Raw genomic sequence first — 19258 nt, 5'->3', positions numbered from 1 at the left:
TCGCGATGCGCTTTGGCAAAGGCTAGAATGCAGATGCCTGCTACTCAACCTTCCAGCGAAATCGCGTATAACGGGCCTATGAAGATTCTCGTCATAGAAGATGATCGCGAGGCCGCGGATTATCTGCAGAAAGCCTTCAACGAGGCTGGTCATACCGCGCATGTCGCTGGTGACGGCGAGACCGGCTTCGCGCTTGCAGATGCCGGCGACTATGACGTGATGGTGATCGACCGGATGATGCCGCGCCGTGACGGCCTGTCGGTGATTGCTGGCCTTCGCTCAAGGGGCAACACCACGCCGGTGCTGATCCTGTCGGCGCTGGGTGAGGTCGACGACCGGGTCACCGGTCTGCGCGCCGGCGGCGACGATTATCTGACCAAGCCCTATGCCTTCTCCGAACTTCTGGCCCGGGTCGAGGTGCTGAACCGCCGGGCCAGTGCCAAGGAGGCCGAAACCGTCTACCGGGTGGGCGACCTCGAACTCGACAGGCTGTCGCATTCGGTCCGCCGGGCGGCGCGCGAGATCACGCTGCAGCCGCGCGAATTCCGGCTGCTCGAATATCTGATGCGCCATGCCGGCCAGGTGGTGACGCGCACCATGCTGCTCGAAAACGTCTGGGATTATCATTTCGATCCGCAGACCAATGTCATCGACGTCCACGTCTCGCGGCTGCGCGGCAAGATCGAGAAGGGCTTCGACAAGCCCATCCTGCATACGGTTCGCGGCGCAGGCTATATGCTGAAGAGCGGCTAGAGTATGATCCCGAAAAGTGGGTACCGGTTTTCTCGGACAAATGGTTTCCATTTGTCTAGAGATCATGCTCCAACAAAGAGCTGGATCAGCATGACGGCTCTACCAAACATCATGCTGATCTAGGCGACGGCATGGCCTTATCCGTGCCAGCCATCATGAAGACGACGGCAGCGCAGCTTTCGGCGCTCTACCTTCTTTTGTTCGCGATCTGCGCCGTGTCGCTCGTCTTCTACATGACCTCGCTGTCGGCACGCATGCTGACCGCGCAGACGCAGGAAACCATCAACGACGAAGTGCTCGGTCTCGCCCGTGCCTATCAGCGTGGTGGTCTGCCGGTGCTGGTCCGTGTGGTCGAGGCGCGCTCGCGCCAGCCTGGCGCCAACCTCTATTTGATCGCCGATGCCAACGGCCAGATCCTGACCGGCAATGTGCAGAGCCTGGAGCCGGGAGTGATCGAGGCCGAGGGCTGGACGACCGAGCCGTTCTCCTACAAGCGTTTCGGAGAAGGCGAGCTTGATCGCCTGCGCAGCGGAACGTCCGACCAGACGACATCTCCTTCAACCGGCGAGAATGCGGCGCCGGCCGAGGGCGAGAAGGGCCACAACGCCATTGCGCTGGTGCTGCGGCTGCCGAACCAGATGATCATGCTGGTCGGCCGCGATCTTGGCGAGCCGGAGCGCTTTCGCGCTGTCATCCGCCGTGCCCTGACGCTGGCGCTTGGCATGATGGGCCTGGGCGGCATTCTGATCTGGTTCTTTGTCGGCCGCGCCGCATTGAAGCGCATCGACGGCGTTTCGGAAGCGAGCCGTCGCATCATGGGCGGTGATCTTTCCGGCCGGCTGCCGGTGACTGGCGCCGGTGACGAGTTCGACAGGCTTTCGGAAAACCTCAACGCCATGCTGGCCAGGATCGCAACGCTCAACGAAGGCCTGAAGCAGGTTTCCGACAACATCGCGCATGATCTGAAGACGCCGCTGACCCGGCTGCGCAACCGAGCCGAGGCGACACTTTCCGGCAAGCACAAGCCCGCCGATTACCGCCAGGCGCTCGAAGGCACCATCGCCGAGTCTGACCAACTGATAAAGACCTTCAATGCCATACTGATGATCTCGCGGCTGGAGGCTGGATATTCGTCGGAGCATACCAATCGGGTCGATCTGGCGGCAGCCGTGCGAGACGTGGTCGAACTCTACGAGCCGGTGGCGGAAGAGGCTGGCGTCTCGCTGGAAGCCAAGGTCAACGGCGCTTTTATCGTCGACGGCAACCGCGAGCTCATCGGCCAGGCGCTGTCCAACATCGTCGACAATGCGATCAAGTATTCGACGGATTCCACGTCCAAACCGGCGGTCCGTGTGACGCTCGCGCGCACGAATGGCGAGATCAGGCTCACCGTCGCCGACAACGGCCAGGGCATCCCGGACGATGCCGATCGTGCCCGGGCGACCGAACGTTTCGTGCGGCTGGAGAAGAGCCGTTCGCAGCCGGGTTCCGGCCTTGGCCTCAGCCTCGCCAAGGCGGTCATGACATTCCACTACGGCCGGCTTGACCTGTTGCCCGGCAATCCGGGACTATCCGTGGTCATGAGTTTCCCCACACGCGAGGATCACTGATGGCGGCCGTTGCCAAGCGCAGCAAGACCGACTGGCTGCCGAGGCCCGAGGTCGCGCTTGTTCCCCTTGACGCAAGCCGGGCGCGGCAGGAACTGGCCGAGATCGCGGCAGCGGCACGCGAGGAAGGCCTGACACAGCTGGCCAAGTTCCTGGCCGGCAAGGGGAGGGGTCAGGATTTCCTGGCCGCCGTCTTCGACCTCTCGCCATTCCTGCGCGATACGGCGCGGCGCCGGCCTCGGATCCTGGACAGTCTTTTCGACCAGCCGGTGGAGGCTCGTCTGAAAGCGATCACCGCTGCGATCGACAAGGCGCCGCTGGCGGAGGCGATCTCGGAATCCGGCCTGATGATGGAGTTGCGCCAATGCAAGGCCGAGGCGCATTTCCTGATCGCGCTCGCCGATCTCGCCGGCGAGGCCGAAACGTCGCTGACGGTGAGGCGGCTGAGCGACCTTGCCGATGCCTGCACCCGCGCGGCGGTCGACTTCCTGCTGCGTGACGCCCATGGCCAGGGCAAGCTCAGGCTGCCGGATCTTGACAACCCGTCGCGGCAGTCGGGCTGGATCCTGCTCGGCATGGGCAAGCTTGGCGCGCACGAGTTGAATTTCTCTTCCGACATCGACCTCGTCGTGTTCTTCGATCCGGAAGTCCCTGCCGTCGTCGATCCCCTTGACGCCACCGAGCTGTTTTCGCGTCTCACGCGCCGGATGGTGCGCATCCTGCAGGACCGCACCGAGCACGGTTATGTCTTCCGAACCGATCTGAGGTTGCGTCCCGATCCCGGTTCGACGCCGCTGGCGATCCCGGTCGAAGCCGCCCTGCGCTACTACGAGGCGCGCGGCCAGAACTGGGAGCGTGCCGCCATGATCAAGGCGCGTCCGGTGGCCGGTGATCTGGCCGCGGGCGCCGCCTTCCTCAAGGAGCTCCAGCCCTATATCTGGCGCAAATACATGGACTACGCCGCGATTGCCGATGTCCATTCCATCAAGCGCCAGATCCACGCCCATAAGGGACACGGCGAGATCGCCGTGAAGGGCCACAACGTCAAGCTCGGCCGCGGCGGCATCCGTGAGATCGAGTTCTTCGTCCAGACACAGCAGCTCATCGCCGGCGGCCGCTTCCCGGAACTGCGCGGCCGCGAGACCGTGCCGATGCTCGGCCAGCTCGCGGCGCGCGGCTGGATCACCACCGAGGCGCGCGACGCGCTTGCCCGCCAGTACTGGTTCCTGCGCCGGGTCGAACACGCCATCCAGATGGTGGCCGACGAGCAGTCGCACACGTTGCCGGAAGACGATGAGGGACTGGAGCGCATTGCCCGGATGCTGGGCTTTGCCGATGCCGCAACCTTTGCCGGCGCGTTTCGCGCCTCGCTGCAACAGGTCGAGCGCCACTATGCGGCGCTGTTTGAAACAGCCCCCGAGCTTTCGGCGGGCATCGGCAATCTGGTCTTCACCGGCGACGTCGACGACCCCGACACATTGCAGACCTTGCACGGTCTCGGCTTTCAGCGGCCGAGCGACATCTGCCGTGTCATTCGTGGCTGGCATTTCGGCCGCTATCGTGTCACCCAGTCGGCGGAGGCGCGCGAGCGGTTGACGGAACTGACGCCGGCCTTGCTCAAGGCGTTCGGCCAGACGCGGCGGGCGGATGAAGCCTTGATCCGTTTCGACGAATTCCTTGCCGGCCTGCCGGCCGGCATCCAGCTGTTCTCCCTGTTGCAGTCGAACCCGGCGCTGCTCAAGCTGATGGCGACGATCATGGGCGCCGCACCCCGGCTGGCCGCGATCATCACGCGCCGGCCCCATGTCTTCGACGGCCTGCTTGATCCAGCCCTTCTCAATGAATTGCCGGATCGTGCCTATCTCTCAGGCCGGCTGTCGGCCTTTATCGAAGGCGACAGGGCCTACGAGGACGTGCTCGACCGTTTGCGCATCTTCGCCTCGGAGCAGAAATTCCTGATCGGCGTGCGCCTGCTCGCCGGCTCGATTGATCCGGCCCGCGCCGGGCGCGCCTTTTCCGACCTGGCCGACCTTACCATCGAGGCCGCGTTGCGGGCGGTGATGGCCGAATTCGCGGGGCGTCACGGCACGATTGCCGGCGGCGTGGTTTCGCTGCTGGGCATGGGCAAGCTTGGCAGCCGCGAATTGACGGCCGGGTCGGATGTCGACCTCATCCTGCTCTACGACCACGACGCGGACGCCGAGGATTCCGACGGGGAAAAGCCGCTGGCGCCTTCGCATTACTACACTCGTATGACACAGCGGCTGATCTCGGCCGTATCGGCGCCGACCGCGGAAGGGGTGCTCTACGAACTCGACCTGCGTTTGCGCCCGTCCGGCAACAAGGGGCCGGTGGCCACCCATATCGACGCCTTCAAGAAGTACCAGCGCCATGAGGCCTGGACCTGGGAGCACATGGCACTGGCACGGGCCCGTGCCATCGCTGGTGATGCCCGGCTCTGCGCCGAAGTCGAGGCGGAAGTCACAGCGGTGCTGGGTCAGCCGCGCGATGCTGCAAAGGTGAAGGCCGAGGCCTCGGACATGCGGGCCATGATCGAGAAGGAAAAGCCGCCGCGCGACCTGTGGGACATCAAGCTTGTTCCCGGAGGACTGATCGATCTCGAATTCATCGCCCAGGTGGCCGTCATTACGCGGCAGGTCGAGACCGGGCCGCGTGTGACTGGGACGGCCGAGACACTGTCCCGCCTGGCGCCTCGCTTTGCCGATTCCGGGGTGAGGCAGGAGCTTTGCGAAGCCTATGGCCTCTATCTGGCGCTGACCCAGATGACGCGGCTGTGCCTCACCGGAGCCTTTGAGCGCGACGATGTTCCGCCGGGGCTTTCGGATCTGCTTCTGGCGGTCACCGACCTGCCGGATTTCGGTGTGCTGGAAGCACATCTCAAGGAGACGTCGCAGAAGGTCAGGCAGGACTTTGACCTTTTGCTTTGTGCCGGGCGACCATAGCTGGCCTGGTTCTCAGGCGGCCACCTTGACCACCGCAGGCGCCTTCTTCACCGGTATCCGCACCGACACGATCGTGCCGACACCTTCGGTCGAACGGATTTTCAGCGCGCCGCCCTGGAGTTCGGCCAGCGAACGCGAGATGGCGAGGCCGAGGCCGGATCCGGCATGGTTCTTGGAGAACTGGTTCTGCACCTGCTCGAAGGGCCGTCCGAGCTTGCCGAGCGCCTCCTTTGGGATGCCGCAGCCATTGTCCTCGATCGTCAGCACCAGCGCGCCCGATGTGTTGCGGGCCCTGACCGATATGTGACCGCCCTGGCCGGTGAATTTCACCGCGTTGGACAGCAGGTTGATGACGATCTGCTTGATCGCCCGGCGATCGGCGAACAACGTCAGCGCGTCGGCGATGCGTGTTTCCACGGTGATCGCCTTTTGTGCGGCCTGCAGCGAGACGACGCGCACCGTCTCGCTGATCAGCGGGCCAAGGTCGATCTGCTCCTGGTCCAGCGAGAACTGGCCGGCCTCGATCTTGGACATGTCGAGAATATCGTTGATGACGCCCAGCAGGTATTTGCCGCTGCTGTTGATGTCGGTGGCATATTCCTCATAGCGCGACGAACCCAGCGGGCCGAACAGTCCTTGTTCCATCAGTTCGGAGAAGCCGATGATGGCGTTCAGCGGTGTGCGCAGTTCGTGCGACATGTTGGCCAGGAACTCGGATTTGGCCCGGTTCGCCGCCTCGGCGCGCTCGGTTTCCTTCATGTATTTGCGGTTGAGGTCGACCAGTTCGCGCGACCGTTCCTCTTCCGCCCGGCGGGCGAGGCTTAAATCATGGATGGTCGCCATCAGCCGGCGCTCGCTGTCGACCAGCTTCTCCTGGTGCAGCTTGATCTGGGTGATGTCCGAGCCGACAGAGACGATGCCGCCATCCCTGGTCTTCAGCTCGTTGACCTGCAGCCAGCGGCCGTCGGACAGCTGCCGCTCGAAAGTGGCGCCGCCTTGCGGACCATTGGTGTTGGCGAGCCGGCGCTCTGAAGCAAAGGCCAGCATCCGCTCTTCCAGCGACACCCGCGTCACACCTGGCATCACGTCGCGATCCGAGAGCCCGTTGTCCTGCTGGTATTTGGAGTTGCACATGATCAGGCGCTGCGCGGAATCCCACAGCACGAAGGACTCATTGATGTTCTCGATCGCGGTCCTGAGGCGAAGATCGGCCGCCTCCGAACGCAGTGCCAGATGGCGCTGCTCGGTGACGTCGACGGCGATGCCGATCAGCTGGATCTCCGGCGCCTCCGGATCCATGACCTGTGCGCGGGCGCGCATCCACACCCATTGGCCGTCGGCATGCCGCATCCGGAACACCTGGTCGATGTGGTCGATTTCGCGCGCGACAATTCTGTTGGCGAGCTCGAACAGGTCTCCGTCCTCGGGATGAATGATCTCGTCGACCTCACCGAAGGACAGCATCGTCTCGCAAGGCTCGTAGCCGAGCATGTCGTACATCGAACGCGACCAGTACATCTTGCCGCGCACCATATCCCAGTCCCACAGGCCGCAGCGGCCGCGCACCAGCGCCATGTCGATGCGCTGATGCGCTTCGAGGTAGATGCGGTCGGCTGCCTGAGCGCGCGCCGCCTGCCCGAAATAGGCATAGAGGATGATGATCAGCACGCCGGCGGTCAGCACGAACAGGGTGACGTTCAGCGAGACTGTCTTGCGCCAGGTATCGAAGACGGCTTCCTGCGGAACCAACGCCGCTGCGGCTCCTTTCCCGTCCTTGGCCACGCTTACCGCCGCGTACCAGTCTTGCCCGCCGATGCTGACCTCCATGACCCCGGCGCGGTCGCCGAACATGAACAGCGGCTGGCCGCCCTCGACGAGGCCGTCGAGCGAGTGGCCCTGCCAGGGCGTCGAGCGCGGCGTTACCGCGGTGATCTTGAAGGCGCCGTCGGTGATGACGAGCACATGGCTGCGGCCCATCGCACCCTGGCGGCTGGTGGTCTCCAGCAGGTCCTGGATGGCGCCTGGCGGCGTATCGGTGACGGTGGCGAGCGAACTGGCCAGTTGGCCGGCCGCCAGTGTGAGGATCGCCTTGGCGTCGCGCTCCACATCGTCGCGTTCGTTCATCAGCGACAGCACGCGCAGCGCCGCGATGACGATCAGGAAGATGACGATGAGGGCCGGTATCGACCGGCGCAGCAACGGTTCGGCAGCCAGAAGCCGCTTGTAGGCTGGTTCGGCGATGAGCCGCGTATTCCCGGCAAGGCCATCGCTTCTCGTCTCGCGACGCGCAAAAGCCATCCCTCCGGGCGCGCCCCACGCGTCCGTCTTCGCCATAAATGGCACTCCCCGATTTCAGTATGCCCGACTCTACAGGCTTGACGATCCGGCAACGCCGCACTTCCGAATCGCCATTAAAGAATCAAAGGTGATTCGCCTTGTCCAGTGCTCCGGCGAAAAAAGATTAAAAATCGACTAAAATAAAGCCGAAGCGGCTCGACCTAGGCTTCCTTGACAAAATGTAGTTTATAAACTACATCACCGTATGATCGATCTGAAGGAGACCGAAACGTTTCGAAAATGGTGGACGCGACTAAAGGATGAGCGCGCTCGTGGCGCGATCTTTGCCCGGCTTGACCGTCTTGCGTATGGCCATCCGGGAGACGTTGAGCCCGTGGGAGAGGGGATAAGTGAGTTGCGTATCCACCATGGTCCCGGCTACCGCGTCTATTTCCAGAAGCGGGGCAACACGTTCATCGTCCTTCTGTGCGGCGGCGACAAAGGCAGAAAAAGGACGTCAAGACGGCGAAACGTCTGGCACAAGAATGGAGCGAATGAGATGACTGAAAAACTGACAAGTTTTGATCCGGCTGAAGGCCTGACCTCCGATGAAGCGATTGCGGCATTCATGGCGGAGGCGTTTGCTTCCGAAGATTCCGGCTATATCGCGCATGCTCTGGGTGTCGTTGCCCGCGCCAAGGGCATGGCCCAAATAGCAAGCCAGACAGGGCTTTCGCGTGAACAGCTTTATCGTTCGTTCAGTGAGAACGGCAATCCGACCCTGAAAACGACAATCGCTGTGATGAAGGCCCTTGGAATCGAGTTGACCGCTAAGGCACAGCCTCATCAGTCGGTTTGACAGACTCTGGGCACGGAAGCCTTTCGATAGGAAGCAGAGCCCTCATCTAAGCCAGTGTACGCTCGACAATGTCCCTTAAGTCCGCCGACAGGTTTTCGGCATTGGCGATCGAAAGCAGCGCTTCCCGGGCCTTGGCCTGGCGGCCCGGCTCGAGCGAACGCCATGACCTGAGCGCCGTTGCCAGCCTTGCCGCCACTTGGGGGTTCCGCTTTTCGACCTCGAGCACCGTCTGCGCGAAAAACCGGTAGCCTTCGCCGTCGGGGCGATGGAAGCCGGTCTGGTTAGCGCTGGAGAATGTGCCGATCAGCGAGCGCACCCGGTTCGGGTTGCCCATCGAGAAGGCTGGATGAGCGGTTAGCGCCCGGACCGTGTCCACCGCCTGCGGCCCCGGCACGCTGGCCTGGATCTGGAACCATTTGTCCATGATCAGCGGGTCGGACGCATACTTCGTTTCGAATGCCGCCAGCGCCTTTTTTGCCTCCGGCGAACCGTGGTGTCGATGCGCAAGCACGCCAAGGGCTGCCGCGCGGTCGGTCATGTTGGTCGCCGACTGGAAATGCCCGGCGGCCAATGCCGCGCCGCCAGGCAGCAGCGAGAGATAATCCAGCAAAGTGTTGCGCAGGGCGCGTCGTCCAGCGCTCGCCGCGTCGGGGCTGAACGCGGTCCTGTCGGCAAGACTGTCGTAGAGGCCGGAAAATACCGCGCCATTGGCGGTGCCGATGGCGAGCGCAAGGGCTTGCCGGGCCGTGTGGATGGCGTCGGGATCAATGTTCCTGCCGATGTCGCGGGCGATGTCGGCATCGCCGGGCAGCGCCAGTGCCAGCGCCCGGTAGGCCGGCTCCAGCGTCTCGTCGCCGGCAATGCTGCCGGCGAGTTCGGTCAGCCGTTTCGCGAAGACCGGCTGCTTGCCGCCGAGGATCTCGCGGAAGGCTGAAATCAGCGCGTCGGTGAGCAGCGTATTGAAGGCCTGCCAGCGCGAGAAGGCGTCGCTGTCATGGCGGGCAAGGAAGAACTGGTCGTCGGCCTTCTGCTCGACCGACAGCGTCACCGGTGCCGAGAAGCCGCGATTGAGCGACACCGCCGGGCGTTCCGCCACGCCAGAGAAACGCACCATGTGTCGGCGCTTGCGGACATGGATGACGCCGTCGTCGACGCTGGCGCCCTCGACGCCGCTGTACGACACCGGTTTGCCGCCGGCTCCGATCAGCCCGAAGGCGAGCGGGATGTGCATCAGCCGCTTGCGACTTTCGGAGGGTGTCGGCGGCACCGACTGTTCGATCTCGAGCGTGAATTCCTGCAAAGCCGGATTGTGCGTCGAACTGACCGTCAGATTGGGCGTGCCGGCCTGATGATACCAGAGCGCGAACTGCGAAAGGTCGCGGCCGGACGCATCCTCGAACACTTTGATGAAATCCTCGATCGTCGCCGCTTCACCGTCATGCCGCTCGAAATAGAGGTCCATGCCGGCACGAAAGGCATCCGGGCCGAGAATGGTGCGGATCATGCGCACCACTTCGGAGCCCTTCTCGTAGACCGTCGCCGTGTAGAAATTGTTGATCTCGCGGTAACGGCGCGGTCGCACCGGATGCGCCAGCGGACCCTGGTCCTCGGGGAACTGGTGCGCGCGCAGCGTGCGCACCTCGGCGATGCGCTTGACCGCGCGCGAGCGCTGGTCGGCGGAGAATTCGTGATCGCGGAAGACCGTCAACCCTTCCTTCAGGCAAAGCTGGAACCAGTCGCGGCAAGTGATTCTGTTGCCTGTCCAATTGTGGAAATATTCATGCGCGATGATCGCCTCGATATTGGCGAAATCGGCATCCGTCGCGGTCTCCTGGTCGGCCAGCACGTATTTGTCGTTGAAGATGTTGAGGCCCTTGTTCTCCATCGCGCCCATGTTGAAGTCGGACACGGCGACGATGTTGAAGACGTCGAGGTCGTATTCCCGGCCGAACGCCTCCTCGTCCCATTGCATCGATCGCTTCAGCGCATCCATGGCGTAGCCGGCGAGCTTCTCCTTGCCGGGCTCGACATAGATGCCGAGCTCGACCGTGCGGCCCGACATCGTGACGAAACTGTCGGCGACCTGGCCGAGATTGCCGGCCACCAGCGCGAACAGATAGGACGGCTTGGGGAAGGGATCGTGCCAGACGGCATAGTGCCGGCCATCGCCGAGGTCGCCCTTTTCGACCGGATTTCCGTTGGACAGAAGCAGCGGCGCCTCGGCGCGCAAGGCCTCGATCCGCACCGTGTAGACGGACAGGATATCGGGGCGATCGAGGAAATAGCTGATGCGGCGGAAGCCCTCGGCCTCGCACTGCGTGCAATAGACATTGCTCGAGCGATAGAGACCCATCAAGGCTTCATTGTTCGCCGGTGCCAGCTCGGTTTCGACGCGCAACTGGAAACGGCGCGCTGCCGGCGGCTTGAGAATGGTGAGTTGGTCAGGGCTGGCCAGCAGGTCGGCGGGTTTCACTTTCTTGCCGTCGATCTCGATGCGCTTGAGCACCAGCCCATCGCCATCGAGCACCAGCGGAGCCGACACCGAAACGCCGTCGCGACGCTCGATCGTCACTGTTGCGGTGACGATCGTTGCCTGTGGCGAGAGACGGAATTCAAGGTTCGTTTCCGGAATGAGGTAGTCGCTGGGGCGATAGTCTTCGAGTTTGAAGACCTGGCCTGTGTCGGTGCGCATTCCGGGTTTTTTCCTGTCGATTGCGTTGGAGGCGGATTGTTCCCGCTGATCCAAGAAATTTGAAGTCCGCGCTCTTTACACGAAACAGCCCCTCGACAAAACTGCGACAGGGCCTATTTCAGGCCTTCCTTTCCAGCATCGCGAGGCACTCATGACCATCGTCACACCGAAGTTCGGGATGGGCGCTTCCGTGTTGCGGCGCGAGGATGCCGCTTTCATCCAGGGGCGGGGCCGCTATACCGATGACATCCAGCCGGCCGGCGTGCTGCACGGCTATGTCCTGCGCTCGCCGGTGGCCAAGGCCAGCTTCACCGTCGGCTCGACCGATGCAGCCAAGGCGGCTCCAGGCGTCCATCTGGTGCTGACGGCCAAGGATATTGCCCATCTCGGCGATCTCAAATCCGGCGTCATGCAGGAACAGCCCGACGGCACCAAGGCGCCGACCCGCGACATTCCGGTCCTGTGCCGTGATCGCGTCAATTATGTCGGCGATGCCGTTGCCTTTGTTGTCGCCGATAGCCGTGCCCTGGCGCAGGATGCCGCCGAACTGATCGATGTCGATTATGACAGCGAGGATGCTGCGTCCGGCACGGCGACCGCGCTTGCCGAAGGCACGCCGCTGGTGTGGCCCGAGCTCGGCTCCAACCGCGCCTTCACCTACCACATGGGCGACAAGGCCAAGACGGCGGCGGCTTTCGCCAGGGCGGCTCATGTCACCCGCATCGAGTTCGTCAACAACCGGCTGGTCTGCAATTACATGGAGCCGCGCTCCGCGATCGGCGAATGGAACGCCGGCGAGAACCGTTTCGTGCTGACCACCGGGTCGCAAGGCGTGCATTCCATGCAGTACATCCTGGCCAGCGTGTTCAAGATCAAGAAGAACCAGCTGCGTGTCATCACGCCGGATGTCGGCGGCGGTTTCGGGCCGAAGAGCTTCGTCTATCGCGAATATCCGCTGGTGCTGGAGGCAGCGAAGCGGCTTGGCCGTCCGGTGAAATGGGCCGGCGACCGCACGGAACATTTTTTGACCGACGCGCAAGGCCGCGACAACGCCGTGACGGCCGAGATGGCCCTCGACAAGGATGGCCGCTTCCTCGGCATGCGGGTCGATCTGCTGGCCAATATGGGCGCCTATGTCTCGCAATACGGCCCGTTCATTCCCTATATCGGCGTCACCATGTCGACCGGCGTCTATGACATCAGGGCGCTCGATGTCACGGTGACCGGCCTTTACACCAACACCTGTCCCGTCGATGCCTATCGTGGCGCCGGCCGGCCGGAGGCAGCCTTCCTGCTGGAAAAGCTGGTCGATGCCTGTGCCCATGATCTCGGCCTGCCCGTCGAAGAGATCCGCCGCCGCAATTTCATTCGGCCGGAGCAGTTTCCCTATCGCACGCAGACCGGCCGCCTCTACGACAATGGCGAATTCGAGGGCCATATGGAGCGTGCCATCGAACGGTCTGAGTGGAAGGCGTTTCCGCAGCGGCTCGAACAGTCGAAAGCCGGCGGCAAGATCCGCGGCATCGGCATGGCGACTTACATCGAGGCCTGCGCCTTCCCGGGCTCCGAGCCGGCATTCGTCGAACTCAATGGCGACGGCACGGTGACGCTCAAGATCGGCACCCAGACCAACGGACAGGGTCATGCCACCGCCTATGCGCAGTTCCTGTCGGAAAAGCTCAATCTCGACATCGACAAGATCCATGTCCGCCAGGGCGATACCGACGAATTGAAGGCCGGCGGCGGCACCGGCGGCTCGCGCTCGATTCCGCTCGGGGGTGTATCCGCTTCCCGTGCGGGCGAGGATCTGGCCAACAAGATCAAGCGCATCGCCGCCGACGAGCTGGAGGCTTCCGCCGGTGACATCGAGCTGTCCGATGGTGTTGCCCGCATCGTCGGCACCGACCGCACGATCGATTTTTCCACCATTGCCAAGGCCGCGAAAAACCCCGATGACCTCAAGGGGTTCGGCGAGTTCGTCCAGGACGAATGCACCTATCCGAACGGCACCCACATCTGCGAGGTCGAGATCGATCCCGACACCGGCTCGACCGAGATTGTCCGCTACACCATCGTCGACGATTTCGGCGTCACGGTGAACCCGATCCTGCTCGCCGGCCAGGTTCATGGCGGCGTCGTGCAAGGCGTCGGCCAGGCGCTGACCGAAAACACCGTCCATGGCGAGGATGGGCAATTGCTGACGGCGAGCTTCATGGACTACGCCATGCCGCGCGCCGACAATTTCCCGTTCTTCCATTTCGAAACCCGCAATGTGCCGTCGACCACCAATGCGCTGGGCATCAAGGGCGCGGGCGAGGCTGGCACGATCGGCTCGACACCGGCGGCGCTCAACGCGGTCACCGATGCGCTCTGGCGCGCCTATTGCGTCAGGCATATCGAGATGCCGGCTACACCAGCGCGCATCTGGGCGACCATCCAGGAAGCGGCGCCAAGGTGACATCAAGGGCGGGGGCAGCACCAGAAACGGCGGGCGGTCACGACACGATGAGGGGCATTGCCCTGAAGATCGTGTCCGTCGCGGTTTTCGTCGGAATGCAAACCTGCATCAAGGCGGCCGGCGAGGTGCCGGCCGGGCAGATCGTCTTCTTCCGCTCGTTTTTTGCCATCTTCCCGATCATTGCCTTTCTGGCATTTAAGGGACAGTTGCCGACGGCATTCGTCACCAAACGTCCCTTCAACCACGTCGCGCGCGGTATTGTCGGCGTCGGCGCCATGGGGCTTGGCTTCTTCGCGCTCACCAGGCTGCCGCTGCCGGAGGCAATCACCCTGAACTATGCACAGCCGCTGTTGGTCGTGGTGTTCTCCTCCGTTTTCCTTGGCGAGACGATCCGAGTCTACCGCTGGAGCGCGGTGGCAGTCGGTCTGGTCGGCGTGCTCATTATTTCCTGGCCGGAACTCACTCTGCTCAATTCGGATGAAGCGCTCGACGATCAGGAGGTCCTCGGCGTCTTGGCGGCGCTGGTGGCGGCGGCGATCTCGGCCGTCGCCATGCTGCTTGTGCGCAACCTCGTGCAGACGGAGAGGACGGCGACCATCGTGTTATGGTTCTCGTCGACAGCGAGTGTGCTCTCGCTGCTGACGCTGCCTTTCGGCTGGCAATCGCTGACGCCGGTGCAAGCCGCGCTGCTCATTATGGCCGGCTTTTGCGGTGGCCTCGGCCAGATCCTGATGACCTCGGCCTATCGCCATGCAGAAGCCTCGGTGGTGGCGCCGTTCGAATACACCTCGATGATCCTCGGCGTGGTCGTCGGCTACTTTGTCTTCGGCGACGTGACGTCGCTGAGCACGCTGGTCGGCGGTGTGATCGTGGTAGCCGCCGGCATCTTCATCATCTGGCGCGAGCGCCAACTCGGGCTGGAGCGCACCCGCACCCGCAAGGCGGCGCTGCCACAGGGGTAGTCAGGACCGTTCGGCTCGTTCCCTCGCCAGCCGCACCAGCACCGTCCGTGTCTGCTCATCCGCCGGGAAGAACGATTCGATCGCCAGTTCAGAGAGCGTTACGTCGAGCGGCGTGCCGAACACGGTGATGGTGCTGATGAACGACAGAACCTGGTCGCCATGCGCAAGCCTGAGCGGATGCACGATCGCATTCGGCTCGACAGGCGCCGGCCGGCTGCCCTTCAAGCCGGATGGGTAGCCGCGCAGCTCGCGCTCCAGATCGATCAGCACGGGGTCGCCGGTGGCGTCATTCTGGTGCTTGAGGCGCTCGAGCAAATGCGTGCGCCATTCCTGGAGGTTGACGATGCGCGGCGCGATGCCGCCCGGGTGCAGGCTGAGGCGAAGCACATTGACCGGCGCCGCCAGCAAGGAAGCCTCGCTGACATCGGCGAGGAACGGACTAATCGCCGCGTTCGCCGAAACCAGGTTCCAGTGCCGGTCGACGGCCAGCGCCGGGAACGGCTCATGCCCCTTGAGCACGGTCTCGACGGTGGCAAGCGCCGGCGCCAGCGTGGCATCGGTGAGCGGCCTTTCGCCGAAGCTCGGCGCAAAGCCCGCGGCCAGCAGCAGCTGGTTGCGCTGCCTGAGCGGGATCGAAAGCTGCTCGGCCAGATGCAGCACCATGTCGCGCGAGGGCGCGGCACGCCCGCTTTCGACGAAGGAGAGATGGCGCTGCGAGATCTCGGCTTCCATGGCGAGGTCGAGCTGGCTCATGCGGCGGCGCGTGCGCCATTCGCGGATCAGGCTGCCGGCGGAGGTTTGGGCTGTCGTCATGGGAGCATGACTAGGTCAGTGGGAGAGGGGGTTCAATTACTTTGGAGGTTATCGGTACAGTATCTATTCCGAGATTGGCGAAAGCGGAGATGACGGCCAATCTCCCCCCGTGTGGGGGAGATGCCTGGCAAGGCAGAGGGGGGCGCTGTCCCGCCGACATGTCAGCAGCCCGCGACTGCTCTGTCAGGCGAGAAGGGAGATCATAAAGGCTGGCGATCCTTCGCGCCCCCCTCTGTCCTGCCGGACATCTCCCCCACGAGGGGGGAGATCGGCTATTCACTCTAGCGCCTTCAGTTTCGCCTTGACCTCGAGGAAATCTCGCCACGCCAGTTTCTTGTGCGCCGGCGTCCGCAAGAGATAGGCCGGGTGCAGCGTCGGCATCGCTGGAATGGCGGTGCCCGACGCCGTCGTGTGCACGCGCCAGTTGCCGCGCAGGCGCAGAATACCCTCAGTCGTGTTGAGCAGCGTCTTGGCGGAAGGCCCGCCGAGATTGACCAGCACCTTGGGATTGACCAGTTCGATCTGCCGCTCGATGAACGGCCGGCAGATCTCGGTCTCGTGCGGCGTTGGCGTGCGGTTTCCCGGCGGCCGCCATGGAATGACGTTGGCGATGTAGACCGAAGAACGGTCGAGACCGATCGCGCCCAGCATGCGGTCGAGCAGCCGGCCGGAGCGGCCGACGAAGGGCAGGCCCTCTATGTCCTCGTCGCGGCCGGGCGCCTCGCCGACCAGCATGACCGCGGCTTGCGGGTTGCCGTCGGCGAAGACGAGGCTCTTGGCGGTGGCCTTGAGATTGCAGCCGTCGAAGGCAGCCATGTGCTGGCGAAGCTCTTCGAGTGTGGAGGCGCTTGTCGCCATTTGCCGGGCGAGGGCGGCCTGCGCCTCGTCGGGGACGGCGGCGGTGGCGGACACGGTGCGCACCGGCGCATCCGGCACCCTGCTTGCATCCAACCCGGGCGATGCTGCTGGCCGCTCCGGCGCGTTGTCTTCGCGAGGCGACGGCAAGGGCGCCGGCGCGCGCTCGACAGGCCTCGGCGCCGCCTCGGCGAAGCGGTTCACCGGAGCGTCTTCCAGCGCCTCATCGACGCCGGCGCTGGCATAAAAAGCCAGGATGTCGGCGATTTCGGTCGGGCTGTTGGGGGCGGCAGTCATGGCGCGCACATTCGTCCGCATGGCCGAAATTTGCAAGGCCGGCGGCTTGCCCTATCCCGTCGGTATTCGCGGATCCTGCACCAGGTAGAAGGTCCATCGCGGCGTGTAGTCGGTCACCAGGAATTCGAAACTGGCGGTCTTCAGCGGGTCGACCTTGCCGTTCTTGAACAGCAGTCGGTCATAGGGTTCGAAGTCGCGGTCGAAATCGGCGAAATTGCTCGACCAGATATTGTCGGGTGTCTTGTTGCGTTGGTCGAAGGAAAGCCCGTCGCCGAACACGCTCGGCTGGTCCAGCGTCTCCTGAAGCTCGAACTGGAATTCGATCCAGGCCTGGCCGCTGTTGTTGAGCACGTCAATGCGCATATACATGATGCCATTGGCGAACTCGCCCGCCTTGCCGAATGTCTGGATCGGCTTCGTGGTGCGAATGGTCAATGTCACCGGTGTCGCCGAATTCAGCTCTTCGGTGATGACCAGCGGATCGTCCTTGGTTCCGATGCCGGAAGCCCCGGTGATGCGGAAGCCGCCAAGTTCGTCGGAGAAGGAGTAGGCGCCTGTCGCCCAGACCTTCACCTCGTCCGCGGCGGCATGACCAGGTGCCAACATCAAAAGTGCCAGAAGAACCGCCCGGCAGGCCCGGCGGGGCGGGAAAAGAAAGCGCGTTGAAGAAAAGCCGACTGGGCCAGGAATGCGCATGCCGGGAAGTATGGCCGATAAGCAAGCCGTCGAACAAACAAAAAAACGCGGGGCGCGGCGGATCTCATCGGACAGCAACGGCGGCCGGGCCGCAAGATGCGCGACTTTTTGGCCAAATCCGCCCAAATCCGCCCAAATCCGCATTGTCACGTATGCGCCGGTTTCCTGTCGTCAATTGATGCGCTATGCAGCGCAAGAGCCAGCAAGATAGGCAACTGCGGCAAGCCAGTGCGGAGGGGTTGATGAGCGATATCGAACGTGAAAGCATGGAATTCGACGTGGTTATCGTCGGTGCCGGACCGGCCGGCCTTGCCGCGGCCATCCGCCTCAAGCAGGTCAATCCCGAGCTTTCCGTCGTCGTGCTGGAAAAGGGCGGCGAGGTCGGCGCCCATATCCTTTCGGGCGCCGTGGTCGATCCGATCGGCATCGACCGGCTGCTGCCGGGCTGGCGCGAGGAGGACGGCCATCCTTTCAAGACGCCGGTCACGGCGGACCATTTCCTGGTGCTCGGGCCTGCCGGCTCCTTCCGTCTGCCCAACATCCTGATGCCGCCGCTGATGAACAATCACGGCAACTACATCGTCTCGCTCGGCAATGTCTGCCGCTGGCTGGCCGGCAAGGCCGAGGCGCTTGGCGTCGAGATCTATCCGGGCTTTGCCGCCACCGGCCTCATCTACAATGACGAAGGCGCCGTCACCGGCGTCGTCACCGGCGACATGGGCGTCGAGAAAGACGGCACGCACGGTCCGGGCTTTGCGCCGGGCATGGCGCTGATGGGCAAATATGTGCTGATCGGCGAGGGCGCGCGCGGCTCGCTCGCCAAGCAGCTGATCGCCAGATACAAGCTTTCCGACGGCCGTGAGCCCGGCAAGTATGGCATCGGCCTCAAGGAACTCTGGCAGGTCAAACCGGAGAACCACCGGCCGGGTCTCGTCCAGCATTCCTTCGGCTGGCCCCTCGACATGAAGACCGGCGGCGGCTCGTTCCTCTATCATCTGGAGGACAACCAGGTGGCGGTCGGCTTCGTTCTCCACCTCAACTACAAGAACCCCTATCTGTCGCCCTTCGACGAATTCCAGCGCTTCAAGACCCATCCGGCGATCGCGGCTACGTTCGAAGGCGGCAAGCGGCTGGGCTATGGCGCGCGCGCCATCACCGAGGGCGGCTGGCAGTCGGTGCCGAAACTGTCCTTCCCCGGCGGTGCGCTGATGGGCTGCGCCGCGGGCTTCGTCAACGTGCCGCGCATCAAGGGCTCCCACAATGCGGTGCTCTCCGGAATGCTGGCGGCCGAGCATGTCAGTGAAGCAATTGCCGCTGGCCGCGCCAATGACGAGCTCGCCTCCTACGAGGAAGCCTGGCGCGCGACCGACATCGGCAAGGATTTGAAGAAGGTGCGTAACGTCAAGCCGCTCTGGTCGCGCTTCGGCACCATCGTCGGCGTCGGCCTCGGCGGCCTCGATATGTGGCTGAACACGCTGTTCGGTATCTCGCCCTTCGGCACGCTGAAGCATGGCAAGGCCGACTATGCGACGCTAGAGCCTGCCGCCCAGCACAAGAAGATCACCTATCCGAAGCCCGATGGCGTGCTGACCTTCGACCGCCTGTCCTCCGTGTTCCTGTCCAACACAAATCACGAGGAAAACGAACCGGTCCACCTGCTGGTCGGCGACATGGACCTGCAGAAGCGTTCCGAACACGATGTCTTTGCCGGACCCTCGACACGCTACTGTCCGGCGGGCGTCTACGAATGGGTCGACAAGGATGGTAATGCCGCGGCCGACCCATCGGCGAAGGATGTGCGCTTCGTCATCAACGCGCAGAACTGCGTCCACTGCAAGACCTGCGATATCAAGGACCCGAACCAGAACATCAACTGGGTACCGCCCCAGGGCGGCGAAGGCCCTGTCTATCAGGGTATGTGACCTCGCGCCGCCAAAGCGCTTGGAGCGGCGGCAGCAAAAAACGTGGGTCAGGGCTGGCCGCAAGGGTGTCCAGGCCAGCAGGGACGTTGAAACGGCCACCGGTC

The 19258-nt window shown here is 63.6% G+C and carries 12 protein-coding genes and 1 pseudogene; 8 read left to right on the top strand and 5 right to left on the bottom strand.

Annotation, left to right across the window (positions count from 1 at the left end):
• The first annotated feature begins 78 nt into the window (after nucleotides 1–78).
• The 3 genes from LB577_RS21545 (at nucleotide 79) to LB577_RS21535 (ending at nucleotide 5323) form a co-directional block, all read left to right on the top strand.
• On the top strand, nucleotides 79–753 hold the full coding sequence (locus LB577_RS21545; protein ID WP_023764356.1) for a response regulator transcription factor: 675 nt from the start codon (nucleotides 79–81) through the stop codon (nucleotides 751–753).
• Nucleotides 754–884: 131 nt separating this feature from the next.
• Nucleotides 885–2363 (top strand): sensor histidine kinase, encoded by a 1479-nt coding sequence (locus LB577_RS21540; protein ID WP_224688241.1) that lies wholly within the window; start codon nucleotides 885–887, stop codon nucleotides 2361–2363.
• On the top strand, nucleotides 2363–5323 hold the full coding sequence (locus tag LB577_RS21535) for a bifunctional [glutamine synthetase] adenylyltransferase/[glutamine synthetase]-adenylyl-L-tyrosine phosphorylase (protein WP_224688240.1): 2961 nt from the start codon (nucleotides 2363–2365) through the stop codon (nucleotides 5321–5323). Before LB577_RS21540 ends, LB577_RS21535 begins: the two co-directional genes overlap by 1 nt.
• 12 nt (nucleotides 5324–5335) lie before the next feature.
• Here LB577_RS21535 and LB577_RS21530 read toward each other — a convergent pair whose 3' ends face one another.
• Nucleotides 5336–7657: a PAS domain-containing sensor histidine kinase gene (locus tag LB577_RS21530; RefSeq protein ID WP_224688239.1), complete on the bottom strand. Its 2322-nt coding sequence runs from the start codon at nucleotides 7655–7657 to the stop codon at nucleotides 5336–5338.
• A gap of 208 nt (nucleotides 7658–7865) precedes the next feature.
• On the opposite strand from LB577_RS21530, the pseudogene LB577_RS21525 reads away from it, so the two are divergent.
• Both LB577_RS21525 and LB577_RS21520 read left to right on the top strand, forming a co-directional pair.
• Nucleotides 7866–8066, top strand: a pseudogene (locus LB577_RS21525) (type II toxin-antitoxin system RelE/ParE family toxin); the annotation flags it as partial.
• Between the two features lie 93 nt (nucleotides 8067–8159).
• Complete coding sequence (locus tag LB577_RS21520; RefSeq protein ID WP_224688238.1) at nucleotides 8160–8459, top strand: addiction module antidote protein; 300 nt, start codon at nucleotides 8160–8162, stop codon at nucleotides 8457–8459.
• A 46-nt stretch (nucleotides 8460–8505) separates the two neighbouring features.
• Here the strand turns inward: LB577_RS21520 and pepN are convergent, their stop codons facing one another.
• Nucleotides 8506–11151 carry an aminopeptidase N gene (gene pepN, locus LB577_RS21515; protein WP_224688237.1) on the bottom strand — a complete coding sequence of 882 codons (2646 nt, stop codon included), beginning with the start codon at nucleotides 11149–11151 and terminating at the stop codon, nucleotides 8506–8508.
• A 151-nt stretch (nucleotides 11152–11302) separates the two neighbouring features.
• On the opposite strand from pepN, the gene LB577_RS21510 reads away from it, so the two are divergent.
• A complete protein-coding gene (locus LB577_RS21510) occupies nucleotides 11303–13609 on the top strand; it encodes a xanthine dehydrogenase family protein molybdopterin-binding subunit (protein WP_224688236.1) in 2307 nt (768 codons plus the stop codon).
• Nucleotides 13610–13656: 47 nt separating this feature from the next.
• Nucleotides 13657–14571 (top strand): DMT family transporter, encoded by a 915-nt coding sequence (locus tag LB577_RS21505; protein ID WP_224688235.1) that lies wholly within the window; start codon nucleotides 13657–13659, stop codon nucleotides 14569–14571.
• Here LB577_RS21505 and LB577_RS21500 read toward each other — a convergent pair whose 3' ends face one another.
• From LB577_RS21500 to LB577_RS21490, 3 genes are all read right to left on the bottom strand, one after another.
• The gene (locus LB577_RS21500) at nucleotides 14572–15384 is read right to left on the bottom strand and encodes a helix-turn-helix domain-containing protein (RefSeq protein WP_224688234.1); all 813 of its coding nucleotides are present in this window, start codon (nucleotides 15382–15384) and stop codon (nucleotides 14572–14574) included.
• A gap of 276 nt (nucleotides 15385–15660) precedes the next feature.
• A complete protein-coding gene (locus LB577_RS21495) occupies nucleotides 15661–16536 on the bottom strand; it encodes a uracil-DNA glycosylase family protein (RefSeq protein ID WP_224688276.1) in 876 nt (291 codons plus the stop codon).
• Between the two features lie 51 nt (nucleotides 16537–16587).
• Nucleotides 16588–17232, bottom strand: coding sequence for a hypothetical protein (locus LB577_RS21490; RefSeq protein ID WP_224688233.1), 645 nt, complete (start codon nucleotides 17230–17232; stop codon nucleotides 16588–16590).
• Nucleotides 17233–17474: 242 nt separating this feature from the next.
• Between LB577_RS21490 and LB577_RS21485 the strand changes: the two genes are divergently transcribed.
• Nucleotides 17475–19154 carry an electron transfer flavoprotein-ubiquinone oxidoreductase gene (locus LB577_RS21485; protein ID WP_224688232.1) on the top strand — a complete coding sequence of 560 codons (1680 nt, stop codon included), beginning with the start codon at nucleotides 17475–17477 and terminating at the stop codon, nucleotides 19152–19154.
• Nucleotides 19155–19258 lie beyond the last annotated feature (104 nt).

The organism is Mesorhizobium sp. B283B1A (assembly GCF_020165735.1).
Lineage (GTDB): Bacteria > Pseudomonadota > Alphaproteobacteria > Rhizobiales > Rhizobiaceae > Mesorhizobium > Mesorhizobium opportunistum.
This window is presented reverse-complemented; position numbering and strand designations above follow the sequence as displayed.